The organism is Steroidobacter flavus (genome assembly GCF_042651805.1).
Taxonomy (GTDB): domain Bacteria; phylum Pseudomonadota; class Gammaproteobacteria; order Steroidobacterales; family Steroidobacteraceae; genus Steroidobacter; species Steroidobacter flavus.
The window spans coordinates 2,921,203-2,943,984 of the sequence record NZ_JBHSDU010000003.1; the positions used below are offsets into that span (position 1 = coordinate 2,921,203).

Consider the following 22,782-nt stretch of genomic DNA (forward strand, 5'->3'; position numbering starts at 1 on the left):
CGCTAACCTCGGGCCGCGCGCCCGTGAACGGCGATGGTCGGCGGTGTGCCGTTTGCGCCATCGAGCCATTGCGCGTCGATCTTATAAACATCGCGCAGGATCTGCGGTGCCAGTGCGTCGCGGGGCGCGCCGTCAGCAACGATACGACCGCCGTCGATGATGATGACGCGATCGGCGATTCTCGCAGCGAGCGTGAGATCGTGAATGGTCAGCACCACGCCGCCGCCCTGATCGGCCGCCGCGCGCAACAACTCGGCGGCTTCGAACTGATGGGACGGATCGAGTCCGGTGAACGGCTCGTCCGCCAGAATCCAATCCGACTCGCCAGCCAGCACCCGAGCCAACAGCACGCGTGCCCGCTCGCCACCCGAAAGCGTGGTGACCGTGCGATCCGCCCACTGTGTGACTTCTGTTTTGGCCATGGCGCGTGTAACAGCCGCGCGATCTTCTTCATCGCTGGAGAGACCATGAAACGGAATGCGACCGAGCCCGACCAACGTTTGCACGTCGACCGCCCAAGCGATTTCGGGGGTCTGGGGCAGAAAGGCGATGCGACGCGCACGTTGCATGGCTGCCAACGAATGAAGCGATGTTCCATCCAGCTCGACCGCGCCGCGCTCCGGCTGAAGCAGGCCGACGATGCACGACAACAGCGTGGACTTGCCGGCCCCGTTCGGGCCGAGCACCGCGGTAATGGCGCCCGACTGCAATTGCAGATCGATGGCGTCCAACACGACGCGGCTGCCCCGTCGAAACTGTAATCCGCTGATCTTCAGAGTGCTAGGGCGCGTCATGTGAGTTTGCGTCGCATGGAGTGCAGCAGCACGAAGAAGAAGGGCGCGCCGATCAGTGACATCACTACACCGAGTTGGAGCTCAGACCCGCCGGGAAGCAGCCGCACGGCGATATCTCCCGCGAGCACCAAGGCCGCGCCAGCGATGGCGCTGGGCACCAACAATGCCCCCGGGCGCGAACCCACCAGCGGACGCATCAGATGCGGCACGATCAGTCCGACGAAGCCGATCATGCCAGTTACCGCTGTGCTGCTGCCAACGATCAGTCCGATGCCGAACGCGAGCTGCCACTGCGCACGATTCAAATCGATACCGAGCGAGCGTGCGCCCGTCTCTCCGAGCGTCAACGCATCCAACGGGCGACGACAAGCAAGCACGGCGAGGCTGCCAATCACGATCAATGGCGCGGCGATGGTCAGCTCATCGAAACTTCGATCGGTGAGGCCCCCCAGCATCCAGCGCACGATCTCGCCCGCAGCCCACGGACTGGGCGAAAGTGACAACGCCAGCGAAATGCCAGCGATCGCGAGCGCGCTGATAATGATGCCGGACAGAACCAGCGTCAGTACGCTCGCCGCCATCCCGGACAAAACAAACAACGCAGTCATGCCGATCACGCCGCCGAGCACGCCGCAGATCGGCAGCACCCACGGATGCAGGCCCGCGATGTTAAAGAAGATGCTGAGTACCGCGCCGAGCGCCGCCATCGCCGAGACGCCCAAGGTGCCAGGCTCGGCGAGTGCGTTTCGCAAATAGCCTTGCATGGCCGCGCCCGCCAGACCGAGCGATGCACCGACCAGCACGCCAAGAATCGCGCGAGGCAGTCGGAGCTCGAGCAGAATTGCGCGACTCACGGCGTCCTGCGCTTTCCACATCTCCCAAGTCAGAGTGACGCGGCCGACGGCAATCGACAGGAACCAGAGCACGACGACAAGCCCCAACAGCGCGGGCATCGCCCACCGACGAGAAATCACAATGCGGTCCTCTTGCCGTGGGCCGCCCAGGCTTGATCGCGTGCATGCACCAGCGTGGCAGCCGCTTCAACCATCGCGGGACCGGCGCAATACAACAGGCGTGCTGGAAACACGGACTGTGTCATCTGAGAGCCTAAAGCTCGCAGCGCGCGATGATGGACGATCTTCTCCGCTTGTAGCGGCGCGCCGGGAGAAGTCTCGCCGATCAGCAAGACATCCGGCGGCGACGACACCAAGACTTCCAGCGGCAACGGACGATACTTGGTGACGCCATAGCGAGCGGCAATGTTTCGTAGCCCGGTCAGTTCCATCAGCTCACCGACCGCGGTATCCGAGCCCGCCGACAAACCGCCCGGCTGATAAATCGCCGCAGTGAGCGGTTCCTCGTTCGGGGGCAGGCGAGCTGCATCCAGTGCGGCTTGAATTCGCGCGACCATGACTTCGCCTTGGGGCTCCGCGTCGAGCAGCTTGGCGACCTCTCTTATTTGCGCCAGGCTTTCTTCGATACTTTGCGGGACGTCAAACAACTCGAATCGAATGCCGACGCGCTTCAGCGCATTCCGAGTCGCGGGGGCCGAGTGACGGCTCGTGAGTACCAGATCAGGTCGAAGCGCGACGACTTCCTCGGCCGTCTCATAAGTAATGGGCAGATGGCCGGCCACATTCGCGATCGTCGAACGCTGCGGGTCGCGTGCGTAATGGCTGAGTGCCGCGATCCGATCGTGCGACACGAGCTCGATGAGCATACTGTCGACACACATGTTCAGCGAGACGATGCGCATCGGACGATGCGCCGGCTCTTCAGCCTGCGCAGTGGGCGCGAGGCAGAGCGCGGCTAGCAGCGGTGCGAGCCAGGGTTTCAAAATTCCACTCCGCGCTGGGGCTTGAAGCCGGCGTCGTAGGGATGTTTGATCAGCGTCATCTCGGTGACCAGATCCGCGATCTCGGTCAGCTGCGGCCGGGCATCGCGGCCCGTGATGCAGATGTGTTTGTCGCGCGGCCGGTTCTTCAGGAACGTGACCACTTCGTCGATGCTGACGTAGTCGTTGCGGATGGCGATGTTCAGCTCATCGAGCAGCACGAAATCGTAGTCGGGATCGACGATCAGCTCGCAGCTGCGCCGCCAGGCCTGCTGGGCGGCGGCGATGTCGCGTTGCCGGTCCTGCACGTCCCAGGTGAAGCCTTCGCCCATCACGTCGAAGGTCACCAGGTCGGGAAAGCGACGGAAGAAATGTTTCTCGCCGGTCTGCCATTTGCCTTTGATGAACTGCACGATGCCGACGCGCATGTCCCAGCCGAGCGCGCGGGCCACCATGCCGAAAGCGCTGGAGGATTTGCCCTTGCCGGGACCGGTGAGCACCATCAGCAGGCCGCCGCGCTCTTTTTTGGTCGCGCGCTCGGCGCGGCGCTCGGCCTGGCGCAGCTTCATCTCTTCGGCATGCAGGCGATCTTTGTCGGCTTCCGAAAGTCCGTCGGTCGTGCTCATGGTTGCATCTTCAGCGCGTTGGCCACGCGCCGCCAGTCATTTGAAGCGAGCGGCAGACCGAAACGCAACAGAGTGCTGTTGTACTCGAACGGCCGGGCGAGAATGCCTTGTGAGGCGAGTTGGGTGAATCGGGCGCGGGCATTCGGAGCACGGGCCAGTCGATAAAGCGAGGTGCCGCCGACGATGGTCATGCCGCCGGCGATGAGTAACCGGTCGAGTCGCTGCGCGGCGCGATGCAGGCGAAGGCGCGTTCTCGAGGCCCACGCTTCGTCCGCATAAGCCGCGAGGCCGGCGCGCAGAGCGTCCGCAGATACCGGCCAGTCGCCCAGCAAATAACGCAGCCGAGTCGCGATGGCGGTCGAAGCGATGACGAATCCGAGTCGGACCCCCGCCAGTCCATAAAACTTTCCAAACGAGCGCAACACGATCATGCGCGGCGCACACTCAGTGCCGGCCAGCCCGGCGACGCTCAGCTGAGGCTCGAGGTCGGCGAACGCTTCGTCGACGATCAGGACGCCGCCATTCGCCTGCAAGGAACCGTGCAGCGATAACAGTTGCTCGCGGCTCAGCACGCGCCCGTCCGGATTGTTGGGACTGACGACAGTCATCGCGGTGTTCGCGGCAGCTCGCGTCGCCAACTCGGCGTCGGCGACGATAGTTGTATCGAGCCCGGCGCGAGTCCATGCATCGGCATGCGAACCGTACGTCGGCCCGGCGATCACAGCGGACGCCGTCTTCAAAAAATACGGCAGCAGTCTCAGCACGTTCTCAGTTCCACCGGTCGCGATCACTCGCGCCGGATCGTCGACGCCGAACGCCGCCGCGGCGACAGCTTCGAGCTTTGCCAGGTCGGTGGGCTCAGGCAGTCGATTGCGCTCGCGAGCCGAGGCTCGCGGCGCTGGGTAGGACGAAGGATTGATGCCCGTGGACAGATCGATCCACGGCTGCGTCACATCCGGAAACAGCGAGCGCGCGACACAGAGCCGGCCGCCATGATGAGCGAAGCGACCGGCAGCGATGTCAGCCCCACTCTTCATTAGAAGCTCTGTCGCAGGCCGGCGTAGAAGGTGCGGCCGAGCGTGCCGTAATTCTTCACCGTCGTGTAGTCCTCGTCGAACGCATTCTCGATTCGACCGAACACTTCCAGCGAATCGCTGACCGCATACGACGCGCGCAGGTCGAACAGCGTGTAGCTCTCGAGCACCTCGAGGTTGTTGATCTTGTCGAAGCTGCGGCCGGCGTGCTGAACGGCGACCGTGGTGGTCAGGCCGACCGGCCATTCGTAGCTCAGCTGCGCATTGGCGGTTTCTTTTGGCCGACGCGGCAACTCATGGCCGTAGTTCGCTGTGCCGCGCGCTGCGTTCTCTGCTTCCATGTTCGTGTAGTTCACGGTGAGCGACAGTTGTTCCGTCAGATGTGCGGCTGCCGCCAGCTCGACGCCTTTGGCGTTGGTCTTCTGGAAATTGTCGTAGTAGCCAAACCGCCCCTGGCAGTTCGGCGAGGTGTCGCCGGTGCTGCAGGTGACGAAGTCGATCATGTTGGTGGTGTCGCGATCGAAATAAGTCGCGGACACGACCAGCTTCTTGGCGAAGAAATGTTGCTCGACGCCGGCATCCCAGCCCTCAGCCTCTTCGGCTTCGAGATTCAGATTGCCGTACTGGCTGTACAGCTGATACAGCGTCGGCGCTTTGAAGCCTTCGCCGTAGCTGGTGCGCAGGATGGTGGTTGATGTCACAGACCACGCGGCGGAGGCGCGCGTCGTCGTGTGACTGCCGAACGTGTCGTGATCGTCATAGCGAACGCCGGCGCTCAACGACAACGCGTCGATCGGCGTCACGTTGACCTGCGCGTAGATGCTGTCGATCTGCACCTCGCCGGTCAGCGGGACGGGATTTGGTTCGAACGTCGACGGCGATACGGTGCTCAGCTCGGAGCGCTCCGACTCCAGGCCGACGATGGTGTTCACGCGGTCCGTGATCCGCAGCGTGCCTTGATATTCCCAACGCTCGTTGCGACCTTCGGCGTCGAACGTGGTCGGCACCGTCGACGAGGGGTCGGTATCTTTGCGATCCGTGTTCGTGTACGCAAAGCCGATACGATTTTCGAGACGACCGTCGAACAAGCCGAAGTTCACGCCGGCGTAGGTTGTCAGTTCTTCGGTGACGCCGTAGTCCGGGGTATCACGCAGCGGGAAGCCGTCGTATTCCGAACGGCCGTCGCTCCAGGTCGAGCGGATTTCAGCGGAGACGTTATCGGTGATATGCAGAATGCCGCGCGCGTTGAAGCCGACGTTGCGATAGCTGTCGGCCTCGAGACCGCCCAGATCGCGCGAGTACGAAGAGATACCGTCGCTGGTCAAGTAATTGCCGCTAACGCGCCAGGCGAAGCGGTCGCCGCCGGCCTGCACGTGACCGCGAACGAGTGCGGTGTCATGAGTGCCGCCCTCGGCGGAATAAGAGGCAGACAGCGGGCCTTCGGGCATCGGCGTCACGATGTTTACTACGCCGCCGATAGCCTGGCTGCCCCACAACGTGGACTGCGGACCGCGCAACACTTCGATCTGCGCGAAGTCAGTGGTGATCAGATCCGCGAAGTTGAATCCGCCGCTGGCCGAAGACGGGTCGTTGAGTTTGACGCCGTCGATCATCACGATCGTTTGCTGGCTCTCGGCGCCGCGAATACTCAGCGTCGTCGTGCCGCCCAGGCCGCCGTTGCGAGCGACTGTCACGCCCGGCGTCGCCGCGAGCAGATCGGAGACCGCAGTCTTCTGGCTGCGACGCTGCTCCTTCGCGGTGATCACAGTGACGGAATCGCCGACGCGCGACGTTTCCTGCGAGATGCGGTTGGCAGTGACGATCACATCCTCGACGCCATCGCCCGTGTCGGCGGCCAGCGCGGACAACGCTGGATGCAACAACAACGCTACGGATGCGGTGAGAAGACGGGATGAAGCCCGGAAAGACGGGCGGCAGACGGATTTGGTGTGCACAGAAGGCTCCGCGGAGAGTTACAAACCGCACGGGCTGCAACTTCAAAACGCGTCGCGACCCATGCACCGGTCGCCTCTACAGGGAAAACTCCCGTTCTCTTGGCACACCCCGGCCAATCGATGGACGACGGCGGCAAGCAGGTCTCCTGGCTGATGGCTGAAGTCCTCGCGTCACCTTCCCGGCGTACCCAATTCCTTGGGCTACACCAGTGGTCTTTGACGCGCGGCGAACCACTTACAGTTGCGGGGGCAGCCCGGGCTTCACACCCGAGTTCCCTTTGAATCCCCTTGAGGGGGAACTTGTCGCGCGGCGCGAGGATGAAGTTTGAGCGGGCCTTCGTCAAGTGTCGGACGAATTCTTGCGCCGGGCGCGCAGCTGGTAGTCCAGCGACCAGGCGCCCGGGCCGTACACCGTCAGCACCAGCAACATATAACCCCACAGATAATGCTGGCCGATGGCGGCCGCGAAGCCTTCCTGGAACAGTACGTGCGCATAGGAAATCACCGCCAGAACGTTGACGGCCTGCAGGCCGAGCGCGCTGATCCGGCCAAATAGACCGAGTATGAGTAGCATTGGAAACACCAGCTCGCCGGCGGTCCCGGCGATGGCGGCGAGGTGCGGGGTCAGCACGGGCACGCGATATTCGTACTCGAACAACGCAACCGTCTGGTCCCAGTCCGACAGCTTCAGATAGCCGCTCTTGAGGAACGCCCAGCTCACATAAACCCGCGAGGCGAGCGCGAACGGCGCTTGCAGATGGTCGAGCAGGCGGGCCATCGGGCTCTTCGGGTCCATCAAGGCGTCGCTCAACATATCGGACTCCCGCTTTTTGCTTGTTGGCTAGAGGACCGGTCTGAGCCATCGCTTATTACTCCGTTTGCGTGTAATGCGATGGCGCCGGGCCCGGTCTAGTGGGCAAGATGCTGTTCGCGGCATCGATGACGATCCGTTTCAACCGCTCGAAAAATCAGATTCAGGAGAGAAGCATGAGCACACAGAAAGCCACTTGCGCCGCCATGGCCGCCGCCGCTGCACTGCTGTTTACCACTGTCGCCACCACGGCGAACGCGGCGGATGAAGCCAAGGTGAAATGCGAAGGTGTCAATTCGTGCAAGGGAACGTCCGCCTGCAGCACCGCCACCAACGCCTGCCAGGGCCAGAACAAGTGCAAGGGCCAGGGCTACTTGCTACTGAGCAAGGGCGATTGCGATGCCGCCAAGGCCAAGATGAAGAAGTAATTGCGATGATCGGCGGCCCTGCGCTGGCCGGTGTTTCGCGATTCTTTCTCACAGCGGCGCATACATGCGCCGCTGTGCATTTGGGGCTCAGTATTCCAGCGCGCTCAGCAGCGTCTTCGCCACTGCATCCACCGGCACATTCTGACCCAGCACGACGATCACGCCGCGCGGTGCCGGAATGATCTCACCCTGAAAACCTTTCTCGTCGATATGTTCGCGCCCCTGGGTTGGCGCGTCCGTGACGACCAACGCCGTCACCGGGCCTTGCTCGGTTTGCACGACCAGATGCGGAACTCGCTGACCCCGGAAGGGACAGCTCTGCGCGTATGACACTCGTGCCGCACCGGGTTTCAATCGCAACCTCGAAGCGGCGAGCACTTTTTCCAGCTCCTGCGCATCGACTGTTTCCGACGTGCGCACGAGCGAGAACTGCTCATGTTTGACGTGAGCGATAGCTTCCGCCGCGAAACTTTCTCGCGGTGTCAGTAACCACAACGACATCGCACCGACGAGCACAGCAACGAGCACGCTCGCAGCCATGCGCCACACGCGGGACGGTTGAGTGGCGCGCTTTTCAGCCGGCGCGTCGACGGCCAACGCTCGATAGATCAAGCGATCCATCGCCTGCAATTCCTGCCGATAGCGGGCGCAGTCCGGGCAGCTTTCGATGTGCTTCAGGACTTCGGGGTTCGTCGAATTGGGTTCGGCACCGACGATCGTGCGCAGTTCTTCGCAGTTCATGACCGCGAGCCCTCCGCACCCAGCAGTTGCTGACGCAAGACCTGTCGGGCACGAAACAGACGCGTCAACACGGCCGCGACGCTGATTTCCAGGTGCTGGGCGATTTCTTCGGTGGAATAGCCCAGCAACACCTGGAGCACCAGCGGCTCACGGTGAATCACATCCAGTTTCAGAATCGCGCGTCGCATCTCCTCGACTTCATGCTGATCGTTGACCGCCAGCGATTCGGGCTCGGCTTCGTTGGCGACATCGAGATCCACCATCGGCAGCTTCTTGCGCTCGAACACTCTTGCCAGCTCCCGTCGCGCAATGGTGAGCAGCCACGGTCGTGCGGCTTTCTCGTCCCCGAGCGAATCGAGAGAGCGCCACGCGCGCAACAGCGTCTCCTGCACCACGTCCTCCGCCAAAGCCCGGTCTCGGCAAAGCCAGTACACGAACCGAAACACGTCGGCCCGGAACGGCATGCACAGCGCCTCGAAGCGCCCGCGTTCACGAGCACTATTAGCGTTCATTGGGAGTAGACCGGGGCAGGCGCGGGTTTATTGCAGGGCGGTTTCAAGGCCGCTCGAAGCGTGCGTGTTCGCCCCACTTCAGGGTCCAGGACCAGCGGTCCTCGACCGGCAGCCCGAGAATCAAACATCGCAATACGCGCAATGAGCCGCCGTGCGCGACGATGGCGCAGCGGGAGGCGGTCGGCGACAGCGCCGTGCGATACCAGCTCGCGACTCGGGTCCATAGGGCTTGTTCTGTTTCTCCGCCGGGCGGCGCCAGGTTCCAGGTGTCCGCCGCCCATGGGTCGCTATGTTCTCGCGGAATCCGGGCCCACGGCAATTGCTCCCAATGGCCGAAGTGCAGTTCCTGCAACTCAGGCGCGAGCGTCACGTCGCAAGCGTCTCTTTGTGCTAACACCTTCGCCAGCCGTGAGCAGCGCTGTGCCGGGCTCGAATAAATCCGCTCGAACCTGGGCAAGGGCGCCAAAGCGGCTTGAATGTCTTGCTCCGCAGTTTCCGCGAGCGGCACATCGGTCTGGCCGTAACACACGCCGGAGGCCACCGCCGGCGCGGTGTGACGAATCAGGTAGAGTTCCACGACGCGAGCACGGCCAGATGAAACGCGATCTCGGTGAGCTGTTGCGTGGCTCCCAGCGTGTCGCCGGTGAAGCCGCCCAGCCGTTGCATGAACCAGCGCGTCAGCAAGTACAAAACGATCAGCGAGCAAACCACGCCAGCGAGCGCGTGCAGGCCGCACCAATACATCGGTGCAACGCCGATGACGATTGCAAACAAAAGCTCGCCAGGCCTCATGGGCTGTGCGACGACTTTCGCGCGTGACTGATCCGGATTGCCGACGTAATTACTGGCAAACAGCAGCGTCACAGCACATGCGCGAGAGAAAGCGTGGCCGGCGATCAATACGCCAATCGCAATCGTCACGGGCATCGCGCTCAATGCGGCGATCTTGATGAGTAACGTCAGCACCAGCGCCGCCGTGCCGAACGTTCCCAGCCGCGAGTCCTTCATGATTTCGAGTGCGCGCTCGCGGGTCGCGCCACCGCCCAAACCGTCGAACGTATCGGCCAGACCGTCCTCATGGAACGCGCCTGTGATGAACACGGTAAAGGCCGTGCTGAGAATGACCGGCAACGGCCCGGGCAGAACCAGGCTGGTCAGCCACAGCACGAGCGCGCCGATCGCTCCAATCAAAATGCCGACGGCGGGGAAGTAACGTGCCGTCCCGCTCAAGTGCTCGGCAGAGTGGCCGACCCACGCTGGCATGGGCACGCGCGTGAAGTACTGAACCGCCATGAGCAGCAGTCGCAGCTCAGCGATCAGCCCAGAAGGACGAGCGGTTTGAGCGTCGCTGCTCATGTCGCCTTGTCGTCCACTCCGGCGGATTCGAAGCTGGCCATTTCCGTCATCAAGCGCGCGGCGGCGTCGATGATGGGCCATGCCATCGCGGCGCCCGTGCCTTCACCGAGCCGCATGCCCAGATCGAGCAGCGGTTTCACATCGAGGTGGGCCAGCAATTTGCGATGCGCATGTTCCGCCGAGCAATGGCTGAAGATGCAGCGAGAGCGAACGCGAGGATCGATTTCGATAGCGAGCAGCGCCGCGACGGTGACAGCGAAGCCGTCGATCACGGCAATACATTTCGCATCGGCAGTGGCGAGCAAGGCGCCAGTGATCATCGCAAGTTCGAATCCACCGTATTCCGCGATTGTTTCAACGGGTGTGAGGTTTTCCGGTCGACGCGCCGACGCAGCGGCCAATCGTTCGCGCTTGCGAGCCAGTCCGACATCGTCGAGGCCCGTGCCACGACCGACACAATCTTCCAACGACCAGCCCGTCCGCCGATGCAACAGCATCGATGCGCTGGCCGTGTTGCCGATGCCCATCTCACCAAACAGCAGTGCGTTCGAGCCTTCGCTCAATGCGGCTTGGGCCAGCGCGCGGCCGGTGTCGAGTGCCTGCGTACACTGAGCTTGCGTCATCGCGGGCTCGACGCGATAGTTACGAGTGCTCCGGGCCACCGCGCGGGCGACGAGCCCAGCGTGTTCGCCAATGTCGCTGGCCACACCCGCATCGACGACGCGCAACGCGATGTCGTGCCGACGTGCCAACACATTGATAGCCGCGCCCCCTTGGAGATAGTTCAGCAGCATCTGCGCGGTGACCGCCTGTGGGTAAGCGCTGACGCCGTCGGTGGCGATGCCGTGGTCGCCGGCGAATACAAACATTTGCGGCGCGCGGAACACCGGGGTTTCAGTGTCGAGCGCCAGGCCGATGCGCACCGCCAGCGTTTCCAGCGCGCCGAGCGAGCCCTGGGGCTTGGTGCGCGTATCGAGTCGGCGTTGCAAGGTGGCGTTGGTTATCATGACTGCATCTGAACGGTGAGTGCGGGCTATGGTCGAGCATGACAAATCGGGTGAGCGGGCTTCGGTCGGGCGACGCCTGATCATCGGCGGGGCGCGTTCGGGGAAGACCGCTCATGCCATCGCGCTGGCGAAATCGCTGTCGGCGGCGCGCGGCGTGAATGTCACCTATGTTGCCACGGCGCAGGCGCTCGATCAGGAGATGCAGCATCGCATCTCGTTACATCGGGCGGAGCGGCCGGCAACGTGGCGCACCTTAGAAGCACCGACCGGTCTTGCGCAAGCGTTACCCGGGGAGGAGTCATCGAACATCGTGGTCATCGACTGCATGACCTTGTGGCTGTCGAACGCGTTGCTTCAGGATTTTCGCGAAGATGCGCCGACCGCGCCGTTGCCGACCTGGGAAGCCGAGCGCGATAAATTCCTGCAATGGCTGTCATTAGCGCGCGTTGAGGTGTTGTTGATCTCCAATGAGGTCGGCATGGGCATCGTGCCGCTGGCGCCGGTCGCGCGGCGTTTTCAGGACGAACAGGGGCGATTGAACCAGATGCTGGCGGCCGCCTGCGATCAAGTGACATTGGTGGTTGCCGGAATTGCCGTGCCCATCAAGAGCTTCCGTGCCGGTTGATTGACGACTCGAGGGTTTTCGCGCAAGGTGTCGCGCGAACGACATGTCATGGGAACCGGGTGCAACACCCGGGCTGCCCCCGCAACTGTAAGCGGTGCCGCCATCGAAGCTCCCGAATGTGAGGAGCAACCACTGGGCTGAAGGCCTGGGAAGGTGATGCGCAGGCTGTAAGCCGCAAGCCAGGAGACCAGCTTGTCGCGGTCGTCTTTCGTGCAGCCGGGGTGTGCTGAGCGAGCGGGAATTCCTGCAGCGGCGACAGGTTCACGGAGCGGTGCCTGAAGGCCATCGCACCGTGTGGTGCGTCAGCTTCTGTGGGTCCCGCCGTGCGATCGCAGTCTCATTCTCTCGTCCGTTGGTTTAGCGGACTGTGTTGCCTGATCCTTGCCTGTTTCGCCGCCGAGCTGCCCGCGGCGACCTTGGTTGCTGTCGTTTCCGAGCGCAACTCGGGCGACCTCGCGCAGGCCGCGCGCGATTTCAACCAGCGCCTGCCCAATCATCGACTGATCTTCCGCACGACGGCGCAGGTCGACGCGCTCAGCGATGCTCAGTTGCAAGAGCTGATCGGCGAGGCCGACACGTTGTTGCTCGCGACGGTGTTCAAAGAAACCGCTCAGCGCATTCAAGCACAGCTCGCAACCACGCGCGCGAAGGAGATCATCGCGGTGGCCGGCGATCCCGGGCTCGGACGGCAAAGTCGCTGGCGTGCCAAACGTTTGTTTGTCGATGAAGATCCGCGCTACGCGGAGCTCTCGTCGTTGACGGCTGAGAAAGATGCCGGTGCGGAAGCTGTCGCTGCTGCTGTTCAGCGCCATCCGCAACTCGCGCCTTGGATTCAAGCTCGTGCGTACTGGCAGAACCGCGGCGAGTCCAACTTGATCTCACTGCTGGCGCTGATGCTGTCCGAGCAAGACAAGGCGGCTGCGGCGGCGGTCAAGCCGGTCGAAGACGCATTGCCCATGCGCTTTCACTATCGCGGCGAATGGTCGACGGCTGAAACATTGCGCATTGTTGGCGACAAACGCGTGGTGGCCGTGCTCGAGGATCAACACGCCGATGTGACGTTGAGCGAAGCGATCTGCCGTTCGTTGAATGCGCGAGCGTTGGATTGTCTCACTGTGCTTGCCGGTTGGGGCCGGCCGAGCAGCGATGCGCTCGGAGTGATTGGCAACAAGGTTGGCGCTCGCTTGGGTGCGGTCGTGTCCGTGCAGGATTTCATCATCGGCGGCAGCAGCGATCGAGCAGAGGCGACGCGTCGGCTCGAGCAGCTCGATGTGCCCGTGCTCAAGGCGCTTCGACTGCACGATGTGACAGCGGAAGGCTGGCGCATGTCCGAGCAAGGGCTGGCTTGGGACAGTGTTTACTACCGCGTGGCCATGCCCGAGCTGCAGGGAATCAGTCAGCCGATCGTCGTTGCTGCCGCAGCCGCCGCTCAGTTGGATTCGCTTACAGGCATCGCGGTGACGCGAACCGCGGCCATTCCGTCACAAGTGGAACAGATGACGGCGCGAATCGAACGCTGGACTCGTTTGCAACAGACCAAGAACGCAGACAAGCGCGTCGCCATCGTTTACTACAACCATCCGCCGGGCCGTCACAATATCGGTGCCGACAATCTCGACGTCCCCGCCTCATTGCTGGAAATCCTGCGAGCGCTGAAGCGTGAAGGCTATGACACCGGGCCGTTGCCCGCATCGTCGGCGGAATTGCTCGAGAAGCTGCAGCAGGATGGCGTGAATCTTCCCGAGCAAGGCGATGTGCTGCGCTCGATGGCGACGCGCGTCACCAACGTCAGCGCGGAACAGTACGGCAAATGGTTTGCAACGATGCCTCAACCGTTGCAGAAGGAAATGACCGGCGGTCCGCTGGCGTTTCTGCAGGCGAATGTTCAGGCGGCACAGGCGGCTCGATTGCCTCAGCATGCGCGCGGTCAGATCACTCGAACGCTGCATGAGATCGAACATTTGCTCGAAGGCGCTCAGCATCCGGCACGCGATCGCGCACTCGATCTGGTCAAGCAGCTGCAGGCTGCGTATGAAACTCAGCTCACCAAAGGCGGCAACGAAGCGACCGTCGACAAACTGACTCGCGCGATTGCAGCGACGGGCGTCGAAGGCTTGCGCGGCTGGGGAGAGATCCCCGGCAACGTGATGGTGAACAAAGGCAAGCTGGTGCTGCCGGGCCTGCGCTTCGGCAAGATCTTCGTGGGTCCGCAGCCGCCGCGCGGATGGGAGCTGAACGAAGAGCTGCTTCACGCCAACACCAGCATTCCGCCCACACATCAGTATCTGGCGTTCTATTTCTGGTTGCGTCACGAGTTCAACGCCGATGCCATCGTGCATCTGGGGCGTCATTCGACGTATGAGTTTCTGCCGCGCAAAGGCGTCGGTCAGGATGAGCTCGATTATCCGGCACTGATTGCCGGCGATATTCCGGGCATCTATCCCTACATCGTCGACGGCGTCGGCGAAGGGTTGCAGGCCAAGCGGCGCGGTCTCGCGGTGATGGTCGATCATTTGATTCCGCCGCTGACCGCGACGCCGCTCTACGACGATCTGTTGCGCCTCCGGCAGCTCGTGGAAAGTTACGAATCGTCGAACAACCCGGCGTTGCGCAAGCAGGCAGCGTCGTCGATGCGAGCCCTCATCGATGAGTTGCACCTCAAGGACGCGCTGACCGCGAGTATGGATGCCGAGCTGAAAGTGCGCGGCATTTCGTTTGAGCAGGCTGACGATGAATTGCTCGTGCACGAGATCGGTCACTATCTCACCCACCTGCAGGAAGACTTCATGCCGCTGGGCCTGCACGTGTTCGGCAAGCCGTGGCAGAAGGAGGCGCTGGATACGATGCTGGTGTCCATGAAAGCAAAGCCAGGCGATAAGACGCTGCGTCAGAACCTGCAAAGCTCGCCGGACAATGAAATGCGGGCGCTGTTGCATGGCCTGGCCGGTCGATTCATTCCCGCCGGGCCGGGCAACGATCCGATTCGTAATGCCGAGGCGCTGCCGACGGGACGCAACTTCCATGGGCTCGACAACAGTTTGATTCCGTCGCGGCTCGGTTACTCGTTGGGCGCAAAGCTCGCGAGCGAGGCGCGGGCCAAAGTCAAAGAGGACGGCAAGGAAGCGGTGATTCTGTGGGCGTCGGATTCGGTGCGGGACGAAGGCGCGATGGTGGGCTTCGGCTTGTCGCTGCTCGGGGTCGCGCCTCAATGGAACAGTCGCGGCATCGTGGCCGGTCTCGAGCGTCAACCCTTGAACGACGTAGGTCAGCGTGCCGACACGGTGTTCGTCACATCGGGGCTGTTCCGCGATTTGTTCGGTCAGCAGATCGTGTGGCTGGATAAAGCGGTGTTGCTGGCGCTGGACGGCAGCCGTCGCACCATCGAACGCAGCCGTCCCGATCTTGCTTCGGCACTGCGTGTCGCGCTGGAACCGTTGGGTCCGATGGCGAGCCCGGGCGATGAGCCGCTGGCGCGAAACCACGTGGCGCGCCATTGGGTGAATGAAACATCGGCGCTGATCAAACAAGGCCTGGGTCATGCGGAGGCCGGCAAGCAAGCGAGCTTGCGTGTGTTCGGCACTTCGCCCGGCGATTACAGCGCCGGCATCAATCGGGCCGTGGAGCGCTCCGGCAGCTGGAACGATCGCAAAGAGCTCGCGAAGATTTACATCGATCGCATCGGTCACGCGTATTCCGCCGATGGCACGAGCCAAGCGCAGCAGGAGCTGTTGAAGAGCAACTTGCGCGAGGTGCGCAACACTTATCTGGGGCGCTCTAGCAATCTCTACGGCCTGATGGATAACAACGACGCGTTCGACTATCTCGGCGGCCTGAGTCTCGCGGTGGAAACATTGAGCGGTCGCGTGCCGGCCAGTCACGTCGCCGATCATTCCAATCCTTCGCAGCCGACCATGCAGCCGCTGCCGACAGCGTTGCTGACGGAGTTGCGGGGTCGTTATCTGAATCCCGCGTGGATCAAACCGTTGATGCAGCATGGCTACGCGGGCGCGCGAACCATGGGCAGCGAGTTCATGGAATATTTGTGGGGCTGGCAAGTCACGAATCCGGACGTGATCAAGAGCTGGGCTTGGGACGAGGTCAAACAGGTGTACGTGGACGATTCCCATCACCTGGGGCTGGATAAGTTCCTCGAGCAAGGCTCCAACGTGCACGTGAAGACCAACATGATGGCCATCCTGCTGGTCGCGGCCGAGAAACAATTCTGGCAAACCGACGAAGCCACGTTGCAGCAGCTGAGTCAGAAGTGGGTCGATCTGTTGCTCGAGCATGGTCTGCCGGGCAGCGGTCACACGCAGCCCGATCATCCCGTGTTCCAGTACGTGCAGCCTTATCTGCGCGCCGATCAGATCGAGCCGCTGAAACAATTGCTCGAGCGTGCGCGTGTGGATGCGAAAGCTGCTTCGTCGCCGACGACGATGAAGGAGTTGCAAGCGGCTAAGGAAGGCCAGACTAAACAGCAGGCAGCTGACGCTCAGGGTGCGGGCGGTCGCTCGCCGTGGGCCTTGGCGATCATCGTGCTCGGCATCGCTGTATTGCTGTCCGCCGGATATCTCCGTGGACGTTACGTTGCTCCGAAGGAACATTCCGCATGAACTCTTTCATCGTGCAATGGACCCACTCGCTGGTGCCGTTGCTGCTGACCCCCGTGGTCGTCGGATTGTTTGTTTGTGTCGCGCTCGCGTGCGTCGACATCGGTGTGCTGTTCGGCGAGCGTGGATTCTTGCGTCGACGTGAGCGGCCGACCGATGTCAGCGCGGTCGAGCGTCGGGCACATCGACGCATCGAGCGGGCGGACATTCTCACTCGCACCTCGCCCATGCTTGGCTTGATGGCCACACTGATCTCGCTCGGCCCCGGTCTGACCGCACTTAGCAATGGCAATCTGAACCTGCTGGCCGAGGCGATGCTGACGGCTTTCGACGCCACAGTGCTCGGCCTGGCGGCCGGCGTCGTCGGTTTCATCATCGGCCGGCTGCGCCGTCGGTGGTACGACGAGGCGCTGCTCCGATGGGAGCAGCAGTCGTGAGGCGGCGCTGGAATAGCGCGCGATTTGAAGAAACCCCAGAGGATCCGCAGGCGTCGCTGGTCAATCTGGTCGACATCATGCTGGTGTTCATTTGCGGGTTGATCGTGGCGCTGGTGTCGGCTCAACCGGTGTTCAACACCACCTCCAGCAGTGCCGAAGGGGGCAAGCAAGTCGTTGAGCCGGGACGCGAACTTGCCGAGCTGCCGGAAGGATTGAAGGGCCAGGCGGCCGGCGCCGGCATGGAGCCGGTGGGGCAGGTCTATCGCGATCCCAAGACCGGCAAACTCATCCTGGTGGGCCAGTAAGCGGCGGTTACTTGCCAAGCTCCGGTCCGCGCTGCATTCTCGGCAAAAACACCGAATGCGTGTTTGGGGATTCCGGAGACGGCGATGTTGAGCGAAGGGCTGGTCGATTTGCAGCGGGCCATCGATGTCGAGGGGCTGTGGCAGAGCAGCCTGCGACTGGTGCAATCGACGCTGCATCATCATTCGTGCAGCCTCATGCTCGGCATCAACGACTATGAGCCGGTGGCCGCGCGCCATCATGTCGAGCAGCCCCGTCGACCCGACTACATGCCCGCCACGAGCCTGGCGGTGTCGCGTCCGTATCTCGCGTCTCATCCTCGAGTGCAGCTCTATACCTTCTCGCAAATCGCGTTGGAGGATCCGCAAGCTCACGAGCGTCGTCTGGCTCAGGAGGCCGGTCTCGATGAGTGGCGCGAATTCGTGCATCTCGCGTTCTGGCACGAGGGCCTGCCGCAAGCCGTCTTCAGTGTCCGGCGGAGTGCACGGCAAGCTCACTTCTCAGCCGATGAGATCGGCTTCTTCGAACAAATTTATCCAGCGATCGATGCCGGCCTGCATCGGTTGCGCGCGTTGGAGCAGGAGCGCTTCAAATCGTTTGCTTTCGAGCAGGCGTTGAGCCGTTCCTCTTCGCCGGTGATTCTCACCGATGCGCGCGGCAATGTTTTGTTTGGTACGCCGGACGGCCGTCGGCTGTCCGAGCGCTGGGCGCGGTCGCATGGCGCACCGTTGGATGCGAGCGACTTGTCTGCCGATTTGTCACGAGCGATCAAGGCGCGTCGTAACGTCGGGTCGAACGAGCTGGCCCAGACGTTGCGCCATCCAGTCGATGTCGACTTGTCCGTTACCATCGACTCGAGTTGGTTCGGGGCGGGCCTGCGCATCGAGCCGTGCTATCTCCTGCAGTTCACTGCTGCCGACGAGCGGCCCCGGTCGCAAGAGCGTGCGAGCGAAATTCTGAACCGGCTTTCGCCGAGCGAGCGCAAGGTCGCGCTGCTGGTCGCCGAAGGTTTGCGTAACGAGCAGATCGCGCAACGTCTGTCGCGTTCGCGGCGGACGGTGGAATCTCAGCTCAATGCCATCTTCGGCAAGCTCGGCCTGGTCTGCCGCGCGCAGCTGGTAAAAGCGCTGTCCTGAGCGCCCGGCGGCGCCCGCCGCTTTGGGTGTTTTCTTTGATGCCCGCCCTGACAGGGCCGGACCAGAATCGGCCCTTCCGCGCCGATAAAGGTCTACAAAACATCATGATGTGGCGTTTCCAGCGGCGATGGCTCGTCGCTTTCGTCCTGGTCTTCGTTGGGGCCGCCGCGCAGGCCTTCGATGCCGGCCAGATCTACGATTATCTGAAGCGCGTGCAAGCCGACAGCGGCTCGCCCGGTGTTTCCGCTGCCGTCGCCGTCAATGGCGAGATCGTGTTCTCGGGCGGTGTCGGCGTTTCCGATCTGCAAAGTGGCCTGATTCAGAACGGCCGCAGCGTTCATAACATCGGCTCCATCTCCAAGACCCAGGCCGTGGTCGCCATCATGCAGTTGGTGGAGCAGGGCAAGCTCGATCTCGATGCTCCGGTGCAAACCTGGGCGCCGTGGTTTCCGAAGAAACAAAAGCCCATCACGCTGCGCATGGTGCTGACTCATACGTCCGGCATCCGTCACTACAAGGAAGGCGAGTTCGGGCCTGCCGACGTGATGGCGTTCCGGCAGTACGACAACATCGAGGAGTCGACGCGTTTCTGGCGCGACGATCCGCTGGTGTTCGAGCCGGGCAAGTATTGGATGTATTCGTCGTTCGCGACCAACTTGCTGCACGCGGTGATCGAGAAAGCGAGCGGCGAGGGTTTCGAAGAGTACCTGCGCAAGCACGTGTGGCAGATCGCTGGCATGCTCGATACTCAATTCGACGTGCCGGCGCGCATCGTCCCTCGTCGCGGCAAGGGCTATGTTCGTAACAAGCAGAGCGGTGCATGGGAAAACGCACCCGACGAGAACGTCAGCTACAAGTACGCCGGCGGCGGCGTGATTTCGACGGACGAGGACCTGCTGCGCTTCGCGATCGCACTCAATGCAGGCAAGCTGCTGAACGCGAAGTCGATGGCCGAGATGTATCGGCTGCAGCTGGATCCGAATATTCCATACACGCCGGAAGCGGCGAAGCGCTTCAAGCCGGGCAAAGAGCCGCGCTCCATGGGACAAACCCAGGCGCTGATCTGGCGCATGGAGAAGGACCCGGCGGGTCGCATCTATGCGGCACATTCGGGCAGCGTGAAAGGCACCGGCTCGATGCTGTCGAACTTCAAGGATCAAGGGGTCGTCGTCGCTCTGCATATCAACGGCGAGGGCGGCAGCAAGGTCGCTGCCCCGGCCGAGCAATTGGCGCAATTGTTTCTTCCCGCCGCGCAGACCTCGCAGGCGAACCGATTCGATGTGCTGATTCAAGGCGGCACCGTCGTCGACGGCACGGGCAATCAGCGTTTCAAGGCCGACGTCGGCATCAGCGGCGACACCATCGTCGCTGTCGGCAATCTGGCGGGCGCGGCTGCCGCTCGTACCATCAATGCCGCCGGCAAGATCGTGACCCCGGGCTTCATCGACCTGCACGCGCATACGGCCGACGAATATGCCGATGTCGGTTTGCTCTCAAAAGATGTGCGGCGTCGAGCTGCGCAGAATTACGTCGCTCAAGGTGTAACGACGACGCTGTCCAATCCCGATGGCTATCAGGCGCGTACCGCCGACCGCAAAATCATGCCGCTGGCCGAGCAGCGACAGGCACTCACCAACGCTGGCATCGGCATCAATGTCGCGCTGACCAATGGTCACAACGCTTTGCGCGAACAGGTCATGACCGGTGACATGAAACGTCCGGCGAACGTGCAGGAAATCCGGCAGATGCAGGAGATTCTGCGTCGGGGCATGGCGGAGGAAGGTTCGTTTGGTCTATCGCTCGGTGTTGAGTATTTCAGCGCTCGTTACTCGGATTTGAACGAAGAGGTGGAGCTCGCGCGGGTCGCCGCCGAATACAACGGTATCTTCATTCCTCATTTGCGCAGCCAGGGCATTTCGCCGATGTGGTATCGCCCAAGCGCCGATGGCAACTCGCCGCCGACGCTCGATGATTCCATCAATGAGACTTTGGCCGTCGCAGAACAAACCGGCGTGACGGCTGTGTTCACCCATATGAAGGCATGGGGACCGGGCTATCGCGGTCAGGCGCAGAAGATCGTCGATCGTTTGCAAGCGGCGCGAGACCGCGGACTGAAGGTGTACATGGACGTTTATCCTTACGACAGCAGCGGCTCGGACGGTCAGTTCGTCGCGCTGCCGAGTTGGGCGATTACGAACGGTCAGCGACCGAAAGAAGACGACAAGACCTTCGATTACACCGCGGCCCTCAACGCTGTGCTGAAACGGGCGGATGCCAAACGGCGCGACGATCTGGCCCGCGACGTCAAACATCAGCTCGCGCTCAAGGGCGGGCCGGAGAATGTGCGCATTCTCGACTATCCCAATGCGAAGTACGTGGGCAAGAGCTACGCGGAGCTGATGAAGATGCGTCGGCTCGATGAAGTCGCGTTGGCCGTCGCCCTGCAGAAGGAAGGCAATCCGAATTGGCCGGGCGGTGCGCGCATGCGGTCGTTCAGCATGGCCGAGGAGGACATTGCCGCGTTCTACAAGCCGGCTTGGGCTGCGACGTCGACCGACGGTTGGATCGTGTTGCCGGAAGAAGCGGTCGGCGACAAGAAATATGTGGACACCAACCGTCGCTGTTTCGGCAGTTACCCGCGCCGCCTGGCTTATTACTCGCAACAACTCGGCGTCGATTCGCTCGAGCATGCCGTGCGTTCCGCTAGCGGGTTGCCGGCGGAAATTCTTCGTTTGCAGGATCGCGGTCGTATCGCTGCCGGCATGAAGGCGGACGTGGTCGTGCTCGATCTGGCGACCTTGAAGGACAACACGACCTTCCTGGAGCCCAGCGAATACCCCAGCGGCGTCGAGCAGGTGCTGGTGAACGGTCGCGCGGCCGTCGAGGATGGCAAGCGCACTCTGGCCCTGTCGGGCCGCGTGCTTTCGGCCTCGCCCCGAGCCGACAAGACCTGATTAGGCGCTGACGGCTCGCGATCAGTACAATGGCTGGCCACCGCCCAGCCATTGTCCTATCGCCATGAACTCGCCGTTCCTAGACACCGCTCTCGAGGCCGCCCGCGCTGCGGCCGATGTCATCCGCCGTTACTACCAGAACAATCTGAAGGTCACCATCAAGGCGGACAAGACGCCGGTGACGGATGCGGACGTGGAGACTGAGAAAGTCATCCGCAACATCATCAGCTCACGCTTTCCCGCACATGGCTTCTACGGCGAGGAAACGGGTCAGAGCGCGATGGATGCGGAGTATCTGTGGCTGGTCGATCCCATCGACGGCACCAAGGCATTCGTGCGCGAGTATCCGATGTTCTCCACGCAGATCGCGCTCATGCATCGCGGTCAGCTCATTGTCGGCGTGTCGTCGGCGCCGGTGTATGGCGAGCTGGCGTGGGCGGAGATCGGCAAGGGTGCGTGGCTGAATGACAAACCGATCAAAGTCAGCGAGATCGATACTGTTGAGGGCGGGGCGATCTCGGCGGGCAATTTGAAAACATTGGCGAGCGGGCCGCGCTGGGATCGTTTCGGCAAGCTGGTGGCGCGTGCTCATCGCATTCGCGGCTACGGCGACTTTTTGCACTATCACTTGCTGGCGGCAGGCAAGATCGATGCTGTCATCGAGTCGGATGTGAACATTCTGGACGTCGCGGCGTGCTCGGTGATCGTTGAGGCCGCGGGCGGCAAGTTCACCGATCTGGAGGGCAAGGCGTTGACGTTGGAGACGACGTCGGTGCTCGCGGCCAACAGCAAGTTACATTCGACTGTGCTGAACGCGCTGCGCTGATTTAAGGCTTTTTCCAGCGGATTTCCGCGGCGGTCAGCGGCCCGACGACGACCTGGTCCAGCGATTCGGGTATCTCCGATTTGGTGCTGGTCAGTGGGATGCGACCGCCCATCAGCTCGGCGTGCGTTTGCGGCAGCAGAGGTTGCTTGGTGGGCTCCGCGTAGCCAATGGGATTCAGCGGCTGGCTGTTACGCGGATCGTATTTATCGCTCGCGCCCAATGTGTGTAACAACTCGTGCGCGGTGATCACGTCGTTCGAGCCGATCATCGATTGATCCGCAAACACGTTCACTACGCCATACAACCCCTTCTGCATGCCCACTGAGTGGGCTAGCGTCGGCGTGAGCGCCGGGTCGTGATAGACGACGAATAGTTTGATGTCGGGCGCGACGCCCAGGCCGTCCGGCGTTCGCCACGCCCAATAGCGCATGCGCAGGCTCCACCAGATGATGCCGAATACGTTTGCGTTACGGTCGAGCGCGGGCGGTATATCGCGCAGCTGCGGCGCGGATTTGAACTGAATCGGATGTTCCAGGGGCAGACCTCGGAAACTCGCTTCTCGTTCGAAGAAGGCTTCGAGGGGTTGGAAGCGGTCGTGTTGCAGCTTGCTTATGAACTGCGCGGTGACGGGGCTGCCATCGCCGTCGATCGGATAGATGGTCACCCGCAGCGGGGTGTTCCAGTCCGTCGAGTACACCCGATCGAAATACTGGTTCAGCGCGATCGCCAGCAGGATCAGCAACAGGATCAGAATGCGGATATTGCGCCACATGCGCCGACCTTACCCGCTCCG

21 protein-coding genes and 2 riboswitches are annotated in these 22,782 nt (G+C 62.4%); of the genes, 8 read left to right on the top strand and 13 right to left on the bottom strand.

Going from position 1 to position 22,782, the window contains the following annotated elements; all coding sequences use genetic code 11:
- Nucleotides 1-2 precede the first annotated feature (2 nt).
- The 7 genes from ACFPN2_RS18360 to ACFPN2_RS18390 form a co-directional block, all read right to left on the bottom strand.
- Nucleotides 3-794 carry an ABC transporter ATP-binding protein gene (locus ACFPN2_RS18360; protein WP_380599078.1) on the bottom strand — a complete coding sequence of 264 codons (792 nt, stop codon included), beginning with the start codon at nt 792-794 and terminating at the stop codon, nt 3-5.
- The gene (locus ACFPN2_RS18365; RefSeq protein ID WP_380599080.1) at nt 791-1,768 is read right to left on the bottom strand and encodes a FecCD family ABC transporter permease; all 978 of its coding nucleotides are present in this window, start codon (nt 1,766-1,768) and stop codon (nt 791-793) included. Before ACFPN2_RS18365 ends, ACFPN2_RS18360 begins: the two co-directional genes overlap by 4 nt.
- Nucleotides 1,765-2,631: an ABC transporter substrate-binding protein gene (locus ACFPN2_RS18370; RefSeq protein ID WP_380599082.1), complete on the bottom strand. Its 867-nt coding sequence runs from the start codon at nt 2,629-2,631 to the stop codon at nt 1,765-1,767. The genes ACFPN2_RS18365 and ACFPN2_RS18370 overlap by 4 nt, the downstream gene beginning before the upstream one ends.
- Nucleotides 2,628-3,254: a cob(I)yrinic acid a,c-diamide adenosyltransferase gene (cobO, locus tag ACFPN2_RS18375; RefSeq protein ID WP_380599084.1), complete on the bottom strand. Its 627-nt coding sequence runs from the start codon at nt 3,252-3,254 to the stop codon at nt 2,628-2,630. The genes ACFPN2_RS18370 and cobO overlap by 4 nt, the downstream gene beginning before the upstream one ends.
- Nucleotides 3,251-4,291 carry a threonine-phosphate decarboxylase CobD gene (gene cobD, locus ACFPN2_RS18380; RefSeq protein ID WP_380599086.1) on the bottom strand — a complete coding sequence of 347 codons (1,041 nt, stop codon included), beginning with the start codon at nt 4,289-4,291 and terminating at the stop codon, nt 3,251-3,253. Before cobD ends, cobO begins: the two co-directional genes overlap by 4 nt.
- Complete coding sequence (locus ACFPN2_RS18385; protein ID WP_380599088.1) at nt 4,291-6,174, bottom strand: TonB-dependent receptor plug domain-containing protein; 1,884 nt, start codon at nt 6,172-6,174, stop codon at nt 4,291-4,293. Before ACFPN2_RS18385 ends, cobD begins: the two co-directional genes overlap by 1 nt.
- 188 nt (nt 6,175-6,362) lie before the next feature.
- Nucleotides 6,363-6,562, bottom strand: a riboswitch (cobalamin riboswitch).
- A gap of 21 nt (nt 6,563-6,583) precedes the next feature.
- Nucleotides 6,584-7,057: a DoxX family protein gene (locus tag ACFPN2_RS18390; RefSeq protein ID WP_380599090.1), complete on the bottom strand. Its 474-nt coding sequence runs from the start codon at nt 7,055-7,057 to the stop codon at nt 6,584-6,586.
- Nucleotides 7,058-7,230: 173 nt separating this feature from the next.
- Here ACFPN2_RS18390 and bufA2 point away from each other — a divergent pair, with 173 nt between their 5' ends.
- Nucleotides 7,231-7,482, top strand: coding sequence for a BufA2 family periplasmic bufferin-type metallophore (gene bufA2, locus ACFPN2_RS18395; RefSeq protein WP_380599092.1), 252 nt, complete (start codon nt 7,231-7,233; stop codon nt 7,480-7,482).
- 87 nt (nt 7,483-7,569) lie between these two features.
- On the opposite strand, the gene ACFPN2_RS18400 is transcribed toward bufA2, so the two are convergent.
- From ACFPN2_RS18400 to cobT, 5 genes are read right to left on the bottom strand one after another with little or no spacing between them, the layout of a single operon-like run.
- Complete coding sequence (locus ACFPN2_RS18400) at nt 7,570-8,223, bottom strand: DUF3379 family protein (protein ID WP_380599094.1); 654 nt, start codon at nt 8,221-8,223, stop codon at nt 7,570-7,572.
- Nucleotides 8,220-8,735 (bottom strand): sigma-70 family RNA polymerase sigma factor, encoded by a 516-nt coding sequence (locus tag ACFPN2_RS18405; protein ID WP_380599095.1) that lies wholly within the window; start codon nt 8,733-8,735, stop codon nt 8,220-8,222. The genes ACFPN2_RS18400 and ACFPN2_RS18405 overlap by 4 nt, the downstream gene beginning before the upstream one ends.
- Before the next feature lie 43 nt (nt 8,736-8,778).
- Nucleotides 8,779-9,312, bottom strand: a complete 534-nt coding sequence (gene cobC, locus ACFPN2_RS18410) for an alpha-ribazole phosphatase (RefSeq protein ID WP_380599097.1) — start codon at nt 9,310-9,312, stop codon at nt 8,779-8,781.
- Nucleotides 9,297-10,091, bottom strand: coding sequence for an adenosylcobinamide-GDP ribazoletransferase (locus ACFPN2_RS18415; protein WP_380599099.1), 795 nt, complete (start codon nt 10,089-10,091; stop codon nt 9,297-9,299). Before ACFPN2_RS18415 ends, cobC begins: the two co-directional genes overlap by 16 nt.
- Nucleotides 10,088-11,098 carry a nicotinate-nucleotide--dimethylbenzimidazole phosphoribosyltransferase gene (gene cobT / locus ACFPN2_RS18420; protein ID WP_380599101.1) on the bottom strand — a complete coding sequence of 337 codons (1,011 nt, stop codon included), beginning with the start codon at nt 11,096-11,098 and terminating at the stop codon, nt 10,088-10,090. Before cobT ends, ACFPN2_RS18415 begins: the two co-directional genes overlap by 4 nt.
- A 28-nt stretch (nt 11,099-11,126) precedes the next feature.
- Between cobT and cobU the strand changes: the two genes are divergently transcribed.
- The 7 genes from cobU (at nt 11,127) to ACFPN2_RS18455 (ending at nt 21,989) form a co-directional block, all read left to right on the top strand.
- A complete protein-coding gene (cobU, locus tag ACFPN2_RS18425) occupies nt 11,127-11,723 on the top strand; it encodes a bifunctional adenosylcobinamide kinase/adenosylcobinamide-phosphate guanylyltransferase (RefSeq protein ID WP_380599103.1) in 597 nt (198 codons plus the stop codon).
- Between the two features lie 8 nt (nt 11,724-11,731).
- Nucleotides 11,732-11,933, top strand: a riboswitch (cobalamin riboswitch).
- 113 nt (nt 11,934-12,046) lie between these two features.
- Complete coding sequence (locus tag ACFPN2_RS18430; RefSeq protein WP_380599105.1) at nt 12,047-16,336, top strand: cobaltochelatase subunit CobN; 4,290 nt, start codon at nt 12,047-12,049, stop codon at nt 16,334-16,336.
- Nucleotides 16,333-16,770, top strand: coding sequence for a MotA/TolQ/ExbB proton channel family protein (locus ACFPN2_RS18435; RefSeq protein WP_380599107.1), 438 nt, complete (start codon nt 16,333-16,335; stop codon nt 16,768-16,770). Before ACFPN2_RS18430 ends, ACFPN2_RS18435 begins: the two co-directional genes overlap by 4 nt.
- The gene (locus tag ACFPN2_RS18440; RefSeq protein ID WP_380599108.1) at nt 16,752-17,075 is read left to right on the top strand and encodes a DUF2149 domain-containing protein; all 324 of its coding nucleotides are present in this window, start codon (nt 16,752-16,754) and stop codon (nt 17,073-17,075) included. Before ACFPN2_RS18435 ends, ACFPN2_RS18440 begins: the two co-directional genes overlap by 19 nt.
- A gap of 84 nt (nt 17,076-17,159) precedes the next feature.
- On the top strand, nt 17,160-18,209 hold the full coding sequence (locus ACFPN2_RS18445; RefSeq protein WP_380599110.1) for a helix-turn-helix transcriptional regulator: 1,050 nt from the start codon (nt 17,160-17,162) through the stop codon (nt 18,207-18,209).
- A gap of 38 nt (nt 18,210-18,247) precedes the next feature.
- The gene (locus tag ACFPN2_RS18450; protein ID WP_380599112.1) at nt 18,248-21,163 is read left to right on the top strand and encodes a serine hydrolase; all 2,916 of its coding nucleotides are present in this window, start codon (nt 18,248-18,250) and stop codon (nt 21,161-21,163) included.
- Nucleotides 21,164-21,227: 64 nt separating this feature from the next.
- Nucleotides 21,228-21,989 carry an inositol monophosphatase family protein gene (locus ACFPN2_RS18455; protein WP_380599113.1) on the top strand — a complete coding sequence of 254 codons (762 nt, stop codon included), beginning with the start codon at nt 21,228-21,230 and terminating at the stop codon, nt 21,987-21,989.
- 1 nt (nt 21,990) lies between these two features.
- On the opposite strand, the gene ACFPN2_RS18460 is transcribed toward ACFPN2_RS18455, so the two are convergent.
- Nucleotides 21,991-22,761: a hypothetical protein gene (locus ACFPN2_RS18460; RefSeq protein WP_380599115.1), complete on the bottom strand. Its 771-nt coding sequence runs from the start codon at nt 22,759-22,761 to the stop codon at nt 21,991-21,993.
- Between the last annotated feature and the right edge of the window lie 21 nt (nt 22,762-22,782).

Excerpts from the sequence above, each read along its gene's own strand:
- ACFPN2_RS18360 (WP_380599078.1), bottom strand. The coding sequence starts at position 794 with ATGACGCGCCCTAGCACTCTGAAGATCAGCGGATTACAGTTTCGACGG.
- cobO (WP_380599084.1), bottom strand. The coding sequence starts at position 3,254 with ATGAGCACGACCGACGGACTTTCGGAAGCCGACAAAGATCGCCTGCAT.
- cobD (WP_380599086.1), bottom strand. The coding sequence starts at position 4,291 with ATGAAGAGTGGGGCTGACATCGCTGCCGGTCGCTTCGCTCATCATGGC.
- ACFPN2_RS18390 (WP_380599090.1), bottom strand. The coding sequence starts at position 7,057 with ATGTTGAGCGACGCCTTGATGGACCCGAAGAGCCCGATGGCCCGCCTG.
- bufA2 (WP_380599092.1), top strand. The coding sequence starts at position 7,231 with ATGAGCACACAGAAAGCCACTTGCGCCGCCATGGCCGCCGCCGCTGCA.
- ACFPN2_RS18400 (WP_380599094.1), bottom strand. The coding sequence starts at position 8,223 with ATGAACTGCGAAGAACTGCGCACGATCGTCGGTGCCGAACCCAATTCG.
- ACFPN2_RS18405 (WP_380599095.1), bottom strand. The coding sequence starts at position 8,735 with ATGAACGCTAATAGTGCTCGTGAACGCGGGCGCTTCGAGGCGCTGTGC.
- ACFPN2_RS18415 (WP_380599099.1), bottom strand. The coding sequence starts at position 10,091 with ATGAGCAGCGACGCTCAAACCGCTCGTCCTTCTGGGCTGATCGCTGAG.
- cobT (WP_380599101.1), bottom strand. The coding sequence starts at position 11,098 with ATGATAACCAACGCCACCTTGCAACGCCGACTCGATACGCGCACCAAG.
- cobU (WP_380599103.1), top strand. The coding sequence starts at position 11,127 with ATGGTCGAGCATGACAAATCGGGTGAGCGGGCTTCGGTCGGGCGACGC.
- ACFPN2_RS18435 (WP_380599107.1), top strand. The coding sequence starts at position 16,333 with ATGAACTCTTTCATCGTGCAATGGACCCACTCGCTGGTGCCGTTGCTG.
- ACFPN2_RS18440 (WP_380599108.1), top strand. The coding sequence starts at position 16,752 with ATGGGAGCAGCAGTCGTGAGGCGGCGCTGGAATAGCGCGCGATTTGAA.
- ACFPN2_RS18445 (WP_380599110.1), top strand. The coding sequence starts at position 17,160 with ATGTTGAGCGAAGGGCTGGTCGATTTGCAGCGGGCCATCGATGTCGAG.
- ACFPN2_RS18450 (WP_380599112.1), top strand. The coding sequence starts at position 18,248 with ATGCCCGCCCTGACAGGGCCGGACCAGAATCGGCCCTTCCGCGCCGAT.
- ACFPN2_RS18455 (WP_380599113.1), top strand. The coding sequence starts at position 21,228 with ATGAACTCGCCGTTCCTAGACACCGCTCTCGAGGCCGCCCGCGCTGCG.
- ACFPN2_RS18460 (WP_380599115.1), bottom strand. The coding sequence starts at position 22,761 with ATGTGGCGCAATATCCGCATTCTGATCCTGTTGCTGATCCTGCTGGCG.